The following is a 14502-nucleotide window of genomic DNA, read 5'->3' as shown; positions in this document are numbered from 1 at the left end:
TCGGCGCACTGCCTTGGGCGTTTGCGAATCCGTTGGGCGGCATATCCGCTGGGCGGGCGGGTGCCGGCAAGACGCAATGCGTCCCACCGGTCACTGCCTTTTCGACCTTGCCGCCGCGCGGCGGCTTGATCGCGCGATGCGATGCGATGCCGCGCGTTCAGCGGTACTGACCCGCGTACTTCAGCACCTTGTCGACATTTTCCTTCGTGATGAAGCCCGGACCCGAGCCGATATTGCGTGGCCCATACGACGGTGCGAGCCCATAGGTCGCGAGACGCTCCTTGAACTTCGGATTCGCCTGCAGGACCTCGCGGATCTTCACGGGATCGGTGGTGTTGTTCTTCTTCGCGATCGCCAGCACGGCGACCGGGATATAGCCCTGCAAGTACGGTTGCTGGTCGATCGCGAACTGGATCGTGCCGTCCTGGATGCCCTTTGCGATGTCGCTATCGAAGTCGAAGGTCGCGAACCAGATCTTGCCGGCGACGCCCATCTGCTGCAGCGCCTTCAAGGTCGGGTCGGCCGATAGCGGACCGAGCGTCAGCACCGCCTGGGTATCCGGATGATTGCGCAGGAACGCGCTGACCTTCGACTGCACGCCGGTCGGGTCCTGGCCCACGTCGAGCGTCGAGGTCTTGAAGTTGGCGCCGATCGCTTCGGCGAAACCGCGGCAGCGTTCGAACGAAGCCGGGTTCGTCGCGTAGTGGTTCACGCAGAGGAACGACTTGATGCCGGCGGCCTTGGCCTTTTCGCCGGCGGCTTTGCCGGCCGCGAATTCGGGCTGGCCGACGTGCATGATCGCGCCGAGCTTCGCGCTTTGCTCCTCGGTGCCCGAATTGATCGTGACGAGCGGAATGTGTTTCTCGGTGACCTTCCCGATCGAACTTTTCAGCACGTCGAAATCGGCGATCGATACGATCACGCCGTCGTAATTGCGCGCGGCCGCCTGTTCGACGAGACGCGCCATGTCGGCGATGTCGCCGTTCGGCGGGTTGCGGTAGTCGGTCTGAACGTTGAAGTCTTCGTCGGCCTGCTTGATCGCGTTCTTGATCGTGTTCCACCACGAGTCCGAATCCGGCGCGTGGCTGACCAGCACGAAGTGAGCGTCCGCCGCGCGGGCGGCCGAGGCCGCGCCGAATCCCGTCGCCAACGTCAACGCCGTCACCAGAATCCTGAGCGTTGCCTTGCCTCTGCAAAGTCTCATTGTCTCCACCTTTCTCGGTCTGTCGTTCGTTATTGAGGGAGCGCCTGGCGGGTGGCTTGCCATTCCGATGACCCACACAACGAGGCCGAAGCGCCATCGCTCACGACCAAGAGTAGGTCATCTTCCGAAGCCTTGCAAAGAAAATTTCATGACAAATAAAAATGGAAAATACGTTCCATTTGATCGGGCGGCCGCCTATACTCGGCAACGTCGGATGCATGTTGCGGCGGGCCGCGGGCGCGTCTGTCGCATTGCAGGAAACCCCGAGAGGCAGTCATGGCGGAACAGATCACCGAAGAAGCGTTGCCGAGCGTCGACGAATTGATGCAGCGCATCGCGGATACCTACGAGTCGCTGCCGCGGCAGTTGAAGAGCGTGGCGACGTATATCGAGCAGCATCGCTCGAGCGTGATGATGGATCGCACCAGCGATATCGCCGCGAGTTGCGGCGTGCATCCGTCGGCGGTCGTGCGCTTTGCGCAGCGGTTCGGCTTTTCCGGGTTTTCCGATCTGCAGGCGGTGTTTCGTCAGGCGTATACGGGGCAGGGCGTGTCGTCGTCGAGCTATCAGCAGCGCATCCGCAAGCTGATCGACGAGAAGCCCGGCACGCTATCGGGCGGCGCGGTCGCGCGCGAGTTCATCGCCGCGTCGCGCGGCGGCCTCGAAGAACTCGAAGCGGGTCTCGACGACAAGCAGTTCGACGCCGCCGTGAAGATGCTGCAGCAGGCCGACAACATCTACGTGATCGGCGTGAGGCGCTCGTTTCCGGTCGCGAGCTACATCGTCTATGCGTTGCAGCACACGCACAAGCGCGTGCATCTGGTGTCCGGCTTCGGCGGCATGTATCGCGAGCAGATTCGCAGTGTCAGGAAGGGCGACGTGGTGATTGCGATCAGCTTTGCGCCGTACGGCAAGGAGACGCAGTACTGTCTGCGCGTCGCGCATCATCATCAGGCGAAGACGCTCGTCATTACGGATAGCCAGCTATCGCCGCTCGCGCGCTACGCGAGCACGCAACTCTACGTGAAAGAGGGCAGCGCGTTCGCGTTTCGCTCGCTGACCAGCACGATCTGCCTGTGCCAGGCGCTGTTCATCGCGCTCGCGTACAAGCTCGAACTGAACGTTGAAGAATCCAACGACCCTGGAGGCTACGATGACTGACGCGGTAAGCACGATCGACGTCGCGGTATTCGGCGCGGGACGCATCGGCAAGATCCATGCGGCGAATCTCGCGCGGCAGCCCGGCGTGCGGCTCAAATACGTGGTCGACGTGAATCGCGAGGCGGCCGCCGCGCTCGCCGCGCAGCATGGCGCGCAGGTCGCGGATATCGACGGCGCGATCGGCGACGCTTCGATCGGCGCGACCGTGATCTGTTCGAGTACCGACACGCATGCGGACCTGATCGTCAAATCGGCCGCGCAGAACAAGCACGTGTTCTGCGAGAAGCCGGTCGATCTCACGCTGGAGCGCGCGCGGATGTGCGCAGAAGCCGTGGAGCGCGCGGGTGTCGTGTGCATGATCGGGTTTCAGCGGCGCTTCGATCCGACGTTTGCCGCATTGAAGGCGCGTCTGGACGCGGGTGAAATCGGCACGCCTGAGATGCTCGTCGTGACGAGCCGCGATCCCGGCGCGCCGCCGGTCGACTACATCCGGCGCTCCGGCGGCATCTTCAAGGACATGCTGATTCACGACTTCGACATCTGCCGGTGGATTCTCGACGACGAAGCCGACACGCTGCACGCCACCGGCAGTTGCCTCACCGACCCCGCGATCGCCGACGCGGGCGACATCGATTCGACCGCGGTGACGATCCGCACGAAGCGCGGCCGCCTGTGCCAGATCAACACCACGCGGCGTGCCGCGTACGGCTACGACCAGCGCTTCGAAGTGCTCGGCAGCACCGGCATGCTGCAAGCGGGCAACATACGGCCGACCGAAGTCACCGCGTACTCGGAAACGAAGGTATCGACCGACGTGCCCGAGGCGTTTTTTCTCGAACGCTATCGCGCGGCGTACGCGCTCGAAATCGCGCATTTCTTCGACGCGGTCACGCACGGCAAGCCGGTGCGCACGACCGTCGCCGATGGCCTGAAAGCGCTCGAACTCGCGGAAGCCGCGACGCGTTCATGGCGCGAGGGCCGCGCGGTCAAACTCGGCGAGGCCGCGTGATGAAGCCCGCCACGGAGCGCTTGCGGATCGGCGTGGTGGGCCTTGGGCGGCTTGGCAAGCGGCATGCGGAGAATCTCGCGTATCGCGTGCCGGGTGCGACGCTCGCGGCCGCGTGCAGTCCGCTCGAAGAGGAACTCGCGTGGGCGCGCGATGCGCTACCCGAGCCGCGTCTTTACGTCGATTACGCGGACCTGCTCGCCGATCCGCAGATCGACGCGGTATGGCTCGTCACACCGTCGTCGCTGCACGCGCAGCAGATCGTCGACGCATTGCGCGCCGGCAAGCACGTGTTCTGCGAAAAGCCGCTGTCGCTCGATGTCGCCGAATGCGAGCGCGTGCTGGCCGAAGCGGCGCGCTATCCGCATCTGCAAGCGACGATCGGCTTCATGCGCCGCTTCGATCCGAGCTACCGCGACGCGTTCGATAAAATCGCCGCCGGCCAGATCGGCCGGCCGTTCCTCGTGCGCTCGCAGACCACCGATAAAAACGACAACGACGGTTTCTTCGTGCGCTTCGCGGCCACCTCGGGCGGCATCTTTCTCGACTGCACGGTGCACGACATCGACGTCGCCCGCTGGCTGCTCGGCAAGCCGCGCGCGACGCGCGTGTTCGCGGCGGGCACGATTGCGCTGCACGAGGGTCTGCGCGAATTCGGTGACGTCGACAACGGCGTTGCGATTTGCGAATTCGAGGGCGGCAAGCTTGCGATGTTCTACGCGTCGCGCACGCAGGCGCACGGCAACGACACGCATAGCGAAGTGATCGGCACCGCGGGCGCATTGACGATCGGCCGCAATCCGCGCGCGAACCGCGTCGAGATCTATGACGCGACCGGCATCCGCAACGAATGCACGCCCAACTTTTTCGACCGCTTCGAGGACGCGTTTCTGCACGAGGCACGCGCGTTCGTCGCATCGGTGCAGAAAGGGCCGGGGAACGGTGATGCGGCACGGAGTGGCGCGACGCTCGCCGATGCGCTCGAAGCGACGCGTATCGGCGTCGCGCTGCGCGAGTCGCTGCAAAGCGGCGGGGCGGTGACGCTGTAGCGGTGTGCTGCCCGGCGCCGCCGCGCCGCCTGCTGTAGAATTTGACCCTCTGTCCGGCGTCGTCAGCGACGCCTCGTCCCGAAGGTCATCGTCGATGCAAATTCAGATTCACAAGGAAGTCGATGCGCGCGGGCTCATGTGCCCGCTGCCCATCCTGCGCGCCAAAAAAGCGCTCGCCGACATGGAAAGCGGCCAGATTCTCAGGGTGCTCGCCACCGATCCCGGCTCGCAGCGCGATTTCGCCGCGTTCGCGAAGCAGACCGGCAACGAGATCGTCGAAAGCTCGGCGCACGACAAGGTATTTACGTTTCTGTTGCGGCGCCGTTAAGCGGTATTCGGTAAAAATTGTCTGTCCGATGTAAAAAAGAAGGCGCTGTCCCCATTATTCGGGGTACAGCGCCTTCTTCGTTTCAGCCTGACCTTGGCGTCAGCCTTCGAGCACCGGCGAGCGGGTACGCAGATACTCTTCGAAATCCGAGGCCACTTCCGGGTGACGCAGCGCGAACTCGACGGTCGCCTTCAGGTAGCCGAGCTTGCTGCCGCAGTCGAAACGCGTGCCGTGATACTTGTACGCGAGCACCTGTTCATCGGCGAGCAGCGACTGGATCGCGTCCGTCAGTTGCAATTCACCGCCCGCGCCCGGTTTGATCGAGCGCAGGTGATCGAAGATGCGCGGCTTCAGCACATAGCGGCCGACCACGCCGAGGTTCGACGGCGCCACGCTCGGCTCCGGCTTTTCGATGATGCCCGACATCTTGATGATCGAATCTTCCCATTCCTTGCCATCGACGATGCCGTACGACTTCGTGTCTTGCGGCGGGATCTCTTCGACGCCGATCACCGAGCTGTGATAGTGATCGAACACCTCGATCATCTGCGTCATCACGGGCGGCGTGCCGTACAACAGGTCGTCCGCGAGAATCACGGCAAACGGGTTGTCGCCGACCAGCTTCTCCGCGCACAGCACCGCGTGGCCGAGGCCCAGCGCTTCGGCCTGGCGCACGTAGAAGCAGTCGACGTGGCTCGGCTTGATGCTACGCACGAGTTCGAGCAGCTTGTCCTTGCCGCGTGCTTCGAGTTCGGCCTCGATCTCATAGGACTTGTCGAAATGGTCTTCGATCGCGCGCTTGCTGCGGCCCGTGACGAAGATCATTTCGGTGATGCCGGCCGCCATGGCCTCTTCGACCGCGTACTGAATCAGCGGCTTGTCGACGATCGGCAACATCTCCTTCGGGCTAGCCTTCGTGGCGGGGAGGAAGCGGGTGCCAAGACCTGCTACCGGAAAAACCGCCTTCGTAACTTTTAGCATGTGAATACCCTGAGTCCTCTGGTTAAATCCTTGCCCGCCGTTGAGGACGGCGGGCGCGTCGATCAGGCCGGCAAGCGAGCCAGTTGGGCTTTCAGTTTGCCGACGGTGGCTTCGAAATCGGCCAGCCGCTTCTGCTCCTGTTCCACGACCGCCGCCGGCGCCTTCGCGACGAACGCCTGATTTTGCAGCTTACCGTTGCATTTCACGATTTCGGCGCTCAACCGCGTGATCTCCTTCGACAGGCGTTCGCGTTCGACCGCCGCATCGATTTCGACCTTCAAAACGAGCTTGTCCGTTCCTACGATAGCAATTGGCGCGCCATCCGCCTGAGCATCGAGCGCGGCCTCGTCGGCGATGATCTGCACCTCGGACAGACGCGCAAGCGCCTGAGCATAAGGCGCGAAAGTACGAAGACGCTCCGCGTTGCCGGTGGCGAGCAACGGCACCTTCACGGCCGGCGACAAATTCATTTCGCCGCGCAGATTCCGGCATGCATCGATCACCGCTTTGAGGTCGCTCGCCCACTTCTCGGCGTCTTCATCGAGCTTCGAAGGCTCCGCGATGGGGTACTGCTGCACCATGATGGACGCCTCGCCCTCGGCCTTGCCTTCCGGGTAGCGTCCCGCGAGCGGCGCCACTTTCTGCCACAGCGCTTCGGTGATGAACGGGATCACCGGATGCGCGAGGCGCAGCACCGTTTCGAGCACACGCAAAAGCGTGCGACGCGTGGCACGCTGCTGGTTCGGCTGCCCCGTCTGGATCTGCACCTTGGCGAGCTCGACGTACCAGTCACAATATTCGTCCCAGACGAACTTGTATATGGCGTTGGCCACATTATCAAAACGATAGTCCGAAAAACCCTTGGCGACTTCCGCTTCGACGCGCTGAAGCTGCGACACGATCCAGCGGTCGGCCTGCGAGAAATGCAACTGGCCTTCTGGCCCGCATTCGCCACATTGCGCCGGTTGGCCGAAACCGCAGTCATGGCCTTCGCAGTTCATCAGCACGAAGCGGGTGGCGTTCCACAGCTTGTTGCAGAAGTTGCGATAGCCTTCGCAGCGCGCAAGGTCGAAATTGACATTGCGGCCGAGCGTGGCCATCGACGCCATCGTGAAGCGCAGCGCGTCGGTGCCGAACGCCGGAATGCCGTCCGGAAACTCCTTGCGGGTCTTCTTCTCGATCGACGCGGCCTGCTTCGGATTCATCAGGCCGGTGGTGCGTTTAGCGACGAGCGCGTCGAGGTCGATGCCATCGACGATGTCGATCGGGTCGAGCGTGTTGCCCTTGCTCTTCGACATCTTCTGGCCTTCGGCGTCGCGCACGAGGCCGTGCACGTAGACCGTGTCGAACGGCACTTTGCCCGTGAAGTGCGTGGTCATCATGACCATGCGCGCGACCCAGAAGAAGATGATGTCGAAGCCGGTGACGAGCACCGACGACGGCATGAAGTGCTTCAGTTCTTCCGTTTCGTTCGGCCAGCCGAGCGACGAGAACGGCACCAGAGCCGACGAGAACCACGTGTCGAGCACGTCTTCGTCGCGCTTCAACGCGCCCGAGTAACCGGCAGCGGTGGCCTTCGCGCGCGCATCTTCTTCGGTCTTCGCGACGAACACCTCGCCGTTCTCGCCATACCACGCCGGAATCTGATGCCCCCACCACAGCTGACGCGAGATGCACCAGTCCTGGATGTTTTCGAGCCACTGGTAGTACGTGGTGGTCCAGTTCTCCGGCACGAATTTGATCTGGCCGTTGCGCACGACGTCGAGCGCGGTCTCGGCGATCGACTTGCCCGGATTGAACGTACCTTCGGGCGCCGGCTTGCTCATCGCGACGAACCACTGGTCGGTCAGCATCGGCTCGATCACGACGCCGGTGCGGTCGCCGCGCGGCACCATCAGCTTGTGCGGCTTGACCGATTCGAGCGCGCCGAGCGCTTCGAGATCGGTGACCACCAGCTTGCGGGCTTCGAAACGATCGAGGCCGCGGTATTTTTCGGGGGCGTTGTCGTTGATCCTCGCATCGAGCGTGAGGATTTCGATCTGCGGCAGCTTGTGGCGCAGGCCGACCTGGTAGTCGTTGAAATCGTGCGCGGGCGTGACCTTGACGACGCCGGTGCCGAATTCGCGGTCGACGTAGTCGTCGGCGATGATCGGCACTTCGCGGTTCGACAGCGGCAGCGTGACGGTCTTGCCGATCAGGTGCGCGTAGCGCTCGTCTTCCGGGTGCACCATCACCGCGGTGTCGCCGAGCATGGTTTCCGGACGGGTAGTGGCGACGGTCAGATGGCCCGAGCCGTCGGTCAGCGGATAGTGGATGTGCCACAGGTGGCCGTTTTCTTCCTCGCTGACCACTTCGAGGTCGGACACGGCGGTGAGCAGCACGGGGTCCCAGTTCACGAGGCGCTTGCCGCGATAGATCAGGCCCTGTTCATACAGACGCACGAACACGTCGCGCACGGCGGCCGACATCTTGTCGTCCATCGTGAAGTATTCGCGCGACCAGTCGATCGACGCACCGAGACGACGCACCTGATTCGTGATGGTCGAGCCGGACTGCTGCTTCCACTCCCACACGCGTTCGACGAATTTTTCACGGCCGAGGTCGTGGCGCGACACGCCTTGTGCGTCGAGCTGACGTTCGACGACGATCTGCGTGGCGATGCCCGCGTGGTCGGTACCCGGCACCCACAGCGTGTTTTCGCCGAGCATGCGGTGATAGCGGGTGAGACCGTCCATGATGGTCTGGTTGAACGCGTGGCCCATGTGCAGCGTGCCCGTGACGTTCGGCGGCGGCAGCTGGATCGAGAAATCCTTGCGGTTCGCGTCGAAGGAGGGCGCGGCGTAGGCGCGCTTTTCCCATTCAGGGCCCCAGTGGGCTTCGATGGTGTGGGGTTCGAAGCTTTTTGCAAGCGTCGAGGTCGGGTCGCTCGGGGTGTCGCTCATGTTTCTGGTTAAAAGGCTGGATTTTGGAGGCGGAGAATGGTTGATTATAGCTAACGAGGGGTTTTTGCCTGCTGGTGGCTTGGTTTGTCGTTGTTTTGGCTTCTTTGGCCTTTCCTTGTGGTGTTATCGGTCTATTAGCGTTGCCCCTGTGCGGGGCGGCACCTACTTTCTTTGCTGCTGCAAAGAAAGTAGGCAAAGAAGACAGCTCAAACCGCCAGCTCATAAGCGGGTCCCCTGGCTTGGCAGAGGTAGTGGTGCATCTGGAATCCGTGCCCCCGCACATTCCACCCTGGTGACAAGGCAGTCATTCTTCCAGCGGCGCTCCGCGCGCCGAATCCCCGCTCCAAAACCACTGGTTGTTCCGGCGCATCGCCGAGGCGCAGCCGAGGGCTCCCGCTGCGCGGGCAAGCCCGCCGGTTTCCCCTGCTGACCCGTCCGCGACGCACGCAGTGCGGAGTGGGATGAATGACGGCTTTGTCACTGCCGTCGAATGTGCGGGAGCACGGATTCCAGATGCACCACTACCTCACGCGGACCGAGGGACCCGCTTAAGAGTTAGCGGTTTGAGCTGTCTTCTTTGCCTACTTTCTTTGCAGCAGCAAAGAAAGTAGGTGCCGCCCCGCACAGGGGCAACGCTAATAGACCGATAAGAAAGCAAGGAAAGGCCAAAGAAACCAGAACAACGACAAAAAAGCGCCGCCCCCGCCGGGGCATATAATGTCCCCCGAACTGCGCTTCGCGAAAAAAATGCCCGACCTCCTTTCGAATCTAAACCCCGAACAACACGCCGCCGTAACGCTCCCGAATGAGCCCGCCCTGATCCTCGCGGGCGCCGGCAGCGGCAAAACCCGCGTCCTGATCACCCGCATCGCGTGGCTGATCCAGCAAGGCCTCGCGTCCCCCGCGACCGTCCTCGCGGTGACCTTCACCAACAAAGCCGCCCGCGAAATGATGGCGCGCCTCTCGGCGCTCTTGCCGATCGACACGCGCGGCATGTGGATCGGCACGTTCCACGGCCTGTGCAACCGGATGCTGCGCGCGCATCACCGCGACGCCGGGCTGCCCGCCACGTTCCAGATTCTCGACACCGCGGACCAACTCTCGGCGATCAAGCGTCTGATGAAGGGCCTCAACATCGACGACGAAAAGTACCCGGCGAAAAATCTCCAGTACTTCATCAACAACGCGAAAGAGCAGGGCCTGCGCCCCAAAGACGTCGACGCCACCGACAACTTCAACCGCAAGTTCGTCGAGCTCTACGAAGCCTACGATCAGCAATGCCAGCGCGAAGGCGTGGTCGACTTTCCCGAACTGCTGCTGCGCTGCTACGAGCTGCTCGCGCACAATCCGCCGCTGCGCGCGCATTACCAGGCGCGCTTCAGGCACATCCTCGTCGACGAGTTTCAGGACACCAACAAGCTGCAATACGCGTGGCTCAAGCTGCTCGCGGGTCAGCACAACGCGATCTTCGCGGTCGGTGACGACGACCAGTCGATCTACGCGTTCCGCGGCGCGAACGTCGGCAACATGCGCGACTTCGAGCACGAGTTCAACGTGCGCAATCTGATCAAGCTCGAGCAGAACTATCGCTCGCACGGCCACATTCTCGATGCGGCGAACCAGCTGATCGCGAACAACTCGCGCCGCCTCGGCAAGAATCTGCGCACCGACGCAGGCCACGGCGAACCGGTGCGCGTCTACGAATCGGCGACCGATTCGCAGGAGGCCGGCTGGATCGTCGAAGAGATCCGCGCGCTAATCAACACCGGCCTGTCGCGCAGCGAAATCGCCGTGCTCTACCGCAGCAACGCGCAGTCGCGCACGATCGAGCACACGCTCGTCAACGCGGGCATCGCGTACCGCGTGTACGGCGGCCTGCGCTTTTTCGAGCGTCAGGAAGTCAAGCACGCGCTTGCCTATCTGCGCCTGATCGACAACCCGAACGACGACACGGCGTTCGGCCGCGTCGTCAATTTCCCGACCCGCGGCATCGGCGCGCGTTCGATCGAACAGCTCGCCGACGCGGCGCGTCTGTACAACTGCTCGATGGCCGCGGCGATTCCGTACGTCGCGGGCAAGGCGGGCTCGAGCCTCGCCGCGTTCGCGAACCTGGTCGGCAAGATGCGCGCCGACACGCAGCAGATGAGCCTGCCGGAGACCGTCGAGTACGTGGTCCGCGCGAGCGGTCTCGCCGACTTCTATCAGAACGAGCGCGAAGGCCAGGAGCGGCTCGAGAACTTGCAGGAACTCGTCAACGCGGCCGCCGCGTTCGTCAGCGAGGAAGGCTACGGGCTCGATACGCCCGCGCGCTCGATCCCGCTGCGCCCAGGCGCCAGCGCCGCGCCCGAACTCGCGGTCGCGACCGACGATCCGAACACGGTGGTCCTCGACGCCCCGGGCATCGCCGATCCCGCACAAAACCCCGACACGATGACGCCGCTCGCGGGCTTCCTGTCGCACGCGTCGCTCGAAGCGGGCGACAACCAGGCGCAGGCCGGCCAGGAAGCGGTGCAGCTGATGACGGTGCACGCGGCAAAGGGGCTCGAATTCACCGCGGTGTTCATCACCGGTCTCGAAGAAGGGCTGTTCCCGCACGAGAACAGCGCGATGGAGGCGGACGGCCTCGAAGAAGAGCGGCGTCTCATGTATGTCGCGATCACGCGCGCGAAGGAGCGGCTGTATCTGTCGTTCGCGCAGAGCCGGATGCTGCACGGTCAGACCCGCTACAACATCCGCTCGCGTTTCTTCGACGAATTGCCGCAGGAAACGCTGAAGTGGCTCACGCCGAAGGTCGAGGCGGGCTCGCGCTGGGGCGGTCGCTCGGACAACGCCGGCTACGGGCGCGACTGGTTTGCGCGGCCGGGCTACGGCGGTGGTTCGGCGACGGCGGTGACTTCCGCGCCGGCGCCCGCCTTCGCGAACGAGCAGCGCGCGGCCGAAACGGGCTTTCGCGTCGGCCAGCAGGTGTTCCACACGAAGTTCGGCGAAGGCACGATCACCGCGCTCGAAGGCAACGGCACCGACGCGAAAGCGCAGGTCCGCTTCAAGCGGCATGGCGAAAAGTGGCTGGCGCTGGCGGTCGCTAAATTGCAGGCGGTCGAATGAGCACGCTCTCAAACGTCAGCCACGGTGCACGGCGGCCGCTCGGCATTCTGGCCGCGTTGCCGCAGGAACTCGGCGACCTGATCGAAGCGATGCGCGCCGAGTCCGGCGTGCGCACGGTCAAGTACGGCCAGCGTGACTACCACGTCGGCACCGTGCACGGCACGCCGTGTGTCGTCACGCTCGCGCGCGTCGGCAAGGTCGCGGCGGCCGCGACGGTCAGCGCGCTGATTCACGCGTTCGATGTCGAAGCCGTGGTGTTCACCGGTGTCGCGGGTGGGGTCGGCGTCGATGTGCATGTCGGCGATATCGTCGTCGCGAGCACGCTGATGCAGCACGATGTCGACGCGTCGCCGCTGTTTCCGCGCTTCGAGGTGCCGCTGCTCGGCATGTCGCGCTTTGCCGCCGATGCGGCGCTCGCCGATCGTCTCACGCTCGCATGCGAGCAGTTCGTCGCCGAAGAGGGCGCGGCATGCGCGGCCCGGTTCGGCACGCGCGAGCCGCGCGTGCATCGCGGCTTGATCGTCAGCGGCGATCAGTTCGTCGCGAGCGCGGCGGCCGTCGCGGCGCTGCGCCACGCGCTGCCCGACGCGCTCGCGGTCGAGATGGAGGGCGCGGCGATCGCGCAAGTCTGCTACGAGTACGGCGTGCTGTGCGCGGTCGTGCGCACGATCTCCGATACCGCCGACGACCACGCGCCCGGATCGTTCATGTCGTTCCTGACCGGCATCGCGGGCACGTATTCGAACGCGATCCTCGCGCGCTTTCTGGGCACGCGCCACGCCGCGGGCTGAGCGCCCGCTGGTTTATTTCTTCGTGCCGTCGCCGAGCGCGTCGCGCACCTGCTGTAGCGCGGCCGGATCTTCGATCGTCGGCAGGTCGCCGGGCTCGCGTCCCTCGGCGAGCGCCGCGATAGCGCGGCGCAATAGCTTGCCGGAGCGGGTCTTCGGCAGCATCGATACCATCACCACGCGTGCGGGCCGCGCAATCGAACCGAGATGGCGGTCGACCGTCATCGTCAGCTCGGCTGCAAGCCGCGCGCGCTCGCTCGGGTCGCCTTCACTTTGCGCGCCGCGCAGCACGACGAAAGCCATCGCCGCCTGACCCTTGACCGGATCGGTCACGCCGACCACCGCGACTTCCGCGACGGCCGCGTGGCTCGACAGCGCCTCCTCGATCTCGCGCGTGCCGAGCCGATGGCCCGCGACGTTGATCACATCGTCGGTGCGGCCGAGGATCGTCACGTAGCCGTCTTCGTCCTGCACGCCCCAGTCGAACGTCGAATAGACCTGCTGGTTCGGCACGCTCGACCAGTAGGTGCCGACGAAGCGCTTGTCGTCGCCCCACACCGTCGACATGCAGCCCGGCGGCAGCGGATAGTCGAGCGTCAGCACGCCTTTCTCGCCGGGCGCACAGGGCTCGCCGGTCAGCTCGTCTCGCACGGTCAGGCTATAGCCGACCGACGGCACGCCCGGCGAGCCGAGCTTGGTCGGCAGTACCTCGATGCCACGCGGAATCGCGAGCATCGGCCAGCCGGTTTCCGTTTGCCAGTAGTTGTCTATCACCGGCTTGTTCAGCGCGGTCGAGATCCATTCGGCGGTCGGTTCGTCGAGTGGTTCGCCGGCGAGAAACAGCGTGCGCAGGCTAGACAGATCGGCGGCCTTCATCAGCGCCGGGTCCTGCTTCTTCAGCACGCGTATCGCGGTCGGCGCGGTGAACATCAGGTTGATCTTGTGCTGTTCGACGAGGCGCCACCAGATGCCGCCGTCCGGGCGAATCGGCGTGCCTTCGTACATCACCGTGGTGAGCCCCGCGATCAGCGGCGCGTACACGATGTAGCTGTGGCCGACCACCCAGCCGACGTCGGACGCGGTGAACATCGTGTCGCCGGCCTTGCCCTCGAAGATGTATTCCATCGATGCGGCGAGCGCGACCGCATAGCCGCCGACATCGCGCTGCACGCCCTTCGGCTTGCCGGTCGTGCCCGACGTGTACAGCACGTACGACGGCTCGTTCGATTCGAGCCATTCGCACGGCACGTGGGCGTCGAAGAACTGTTCGCGCAGCGGCTCGTAGGCGACGAGGTAGGGCGCATTCAGGCGCTCGGGCGCGAGCTGCCGGTCGATCAGCAGCACGTGCGGCGTCTTGTGCTTCGCGCGCGACAGCGCTTCGTCGACGAGCGGCGTGTAGTCGACCACTTTGCCGCCGCGCGCGCCGGCGTCGGCGGTCACGATCAGCACCGGCTTCGCGTCGTCGATACGCGCGGCGAGGTTCGGCGCGGCGAAGCCGCCGAACACGACCGAGTGGATCGCGCCGAGCCGCGCGCAGGCGAGCATCGCGAACAGCGCCTCGGGGATCATCGGCAGATAGATCAGCACGACGTCGCCGCGCTTCGCGCCCAGCGAACGCATGACCGCGGCCATGCGGTTGATTTCGGCGTACAGCTCGGCGTAAGTGTACTGGCGCTCGATGCCGGTTTCGGTCGATACGTAGACCAGCGCGTTTTGCTGTGCGCGCTCGGCCAGATGGCGGTCGACCGCGTTATGACAGAGGTTCGTGCGGCCGCCGACGAACCAGCGCGCGAATGGCGGCTTCGAGCGGTCGAGCACAGTGCCGAATGGCGTGTGCCAGTGAATACGCTGGGCTTCTTCGCGCCAGAAGGCTTCGGGGTGTTCGATCGAGCGGCGGTGGAAATCGCGGTAGCGGGTCATCGGCGGCGATCCTCGTGC

10 protein-coding genes are annotated in these 14502 nt (G+C 64.3%); 6 read left to right on the top strand and 4 right to left on the bottom strand.

Annotation, left to right across the window (positions count from 1 at the left end; translation table 11 throughout):
• Nucleotides 1–157 precede the first annotated feature (157 nt).
• Entirely contained in the window at nucleotides 158–1204 is a 1047-nt protein-coding gene (locus AB3X95_RS05595) for a sugar ABC transporter substrate-binding protein (RefSeq protein WP_176123999.1), read from the bottom strand.
• Between the two features lie 276 nt (nucleotides 1205–1480).
• Between AB3X95_RS05595 and AB3X95_RS05590 the strand changes: the two genes are divergently transcribed.
• The 4 genes from AB3X95_RS05590 (at nucleotide 1481) to AB3X95_RS05575 (ending at nucleotide 4748) form a co-directional block, all read left to right on the top strand.
• A complete protein-coding gene (locus AB3X95_RS05590; protein WP_176124000.1) occupies nucleotides 1481–2365 on the top strand; it encodes a MurR/RpiR family transcriptional regulator in 885 nt (294 codons plus the stop codon).
• Nucleotides 2358–3374 carry an inositol 2-dehydrogenase gene (iolG, locus tag AB3X95_RS05585; RefSeq protein WP_368620866.1) on the top strand — a complete coding sequence of 339 codons (1017 nt, stop codon included), beginning with the start codon at nucleotides 2358–2360 and terminating at the stop codon, nucleotides 3372–3374. The genes AB3X95_RS05590 and iolG overlap by 8 nt, the downstream gene beginning before the upstream one ends.
• A complete protein-coding gene (locus AB3X95_RS05580; RefSeq protein ID WP_368620865.1) occupies nucleotides 3374–4420 on the top strand; it encodes a Gfo/Idh/MocA family oxidoreductase in 1047 nt (348 codons plus the stop codon). Before iolG ends, AB3X95_RS05580 begins: the two co-directional genes overlap by 1 nt.
• A gap of 100 nt (nucleotides 4421–4520) precedes the next feature.
• Nucleotides 4521–4748: a sulfurtransferase TusA family protein gene (locus tag AB3X95_RS05575; RefSeq protein WP_368621098.1), complete on the top strand. Its 228-nt coding sequence runs from the start codon at nucleotides 4521–4523 to the stop codon at nucleotides 4746–4748.
• A gap of 99 nt (nucleotides 4749–4847) precedes the next feature.
• Here AB3X95_RS05575 and galU read toward each other — a convergent pair whose 3' ends face one another.
• Both galU and AB3X95_RS05565 read right to left on the bottom strand, forming a co-directional pair.
• Entirely contained in the window at nucleotides 4848–5729 is an 882-nt protein-coding gene (gene galU / locus AB3X95_RS05570; protein ID WP_176108012.1) for a UTP--glucose-1-phosphate uridylyltransferase GalU, read from the bottom strand.
• A 62-nt stretch (nucleotides 5730–5791) separates the two neighbouring features.
• Nucleotides 5792–8671 (bottom strand): valine--tRNA ligase, encoded by a 2880-nt coding sequence (locus AB3X95_RS05565; RefSeq protein WP_176124003.1) that lies wholly within the window; start codon nucleotides 8669–8671, stop codon nucleotides 5792–5794.
• Nucleotides 8672–9418: 747 nt separating this feature from the next.
• On the opposite strand from AB3X95_RS05565, the gene AB3X95_RS05560 reads away from it, so the two are divergent.
• Both AB3X95_RS05560 and AB3X95_RS05555 read left to right on the top strand, forming a co-directional pair.
• Entirely contained in the window at nucleotides 9419–11776 is a 2358-nt protein-coding gene (locus AB3X95_RS05560; RefSeq protein ID WP_176124004.1) for a UvrD-helicase domain-containing protein, read from the top strand.
• Nucleotides 11773–12567 (top strand): 5'-methylthioadenosine/adenosylhomocysteine nucleosidase, encoded by a 795-nt coding sequence (locus tag AB3X95_RS05555; RefSeq protein ID WP_176366044.1) that lies wholly within the window; start codon nucleotides 11773–11775, stop codon nucleotides 12565–12567. The genes AB3X95_RS05560 and AB3X95_RS05555 overlap by 4 nt, the downstream gene beginning before the upstream one ends.
• 12 nt (nucleotides 12568–12579) lie before the next feature.
• Here the strand turns inward: AB3X95_RS05555 and AB3X95_RS05550 are convergent, their stop codons facing one another.
• Complete coding sequence (locus tag AB3X95_RS05550) at nucleotides 12580–14484, bottom strand: propionate--CoA ligase (RefSeq protein ID WP_176124006.1); 1905 nt, start codon at nucleotides 14482–14484, stop codon at nucleotides 12580–12582.
• Nucleotides 14485–14502 lie beyond the last annotated feature (18 nt).

Source organism: Paraburkholderia sp. BR13444 (genome assembly GCF_040948755.1).
In the GTDB taxonomy this organism is placed as follows: Bacteria; Pseudomonadota; Gammaproteobacteria; order Burkholderiales; family Burkholderiaceae; genus Paraburkholderia; species Paraburkholderia youngii.
The sequence above is the reverse complement of the archived record's forward strand: the minus strand, read 5'-3'. Positions and strand labels throughout refer to the sequence as shown.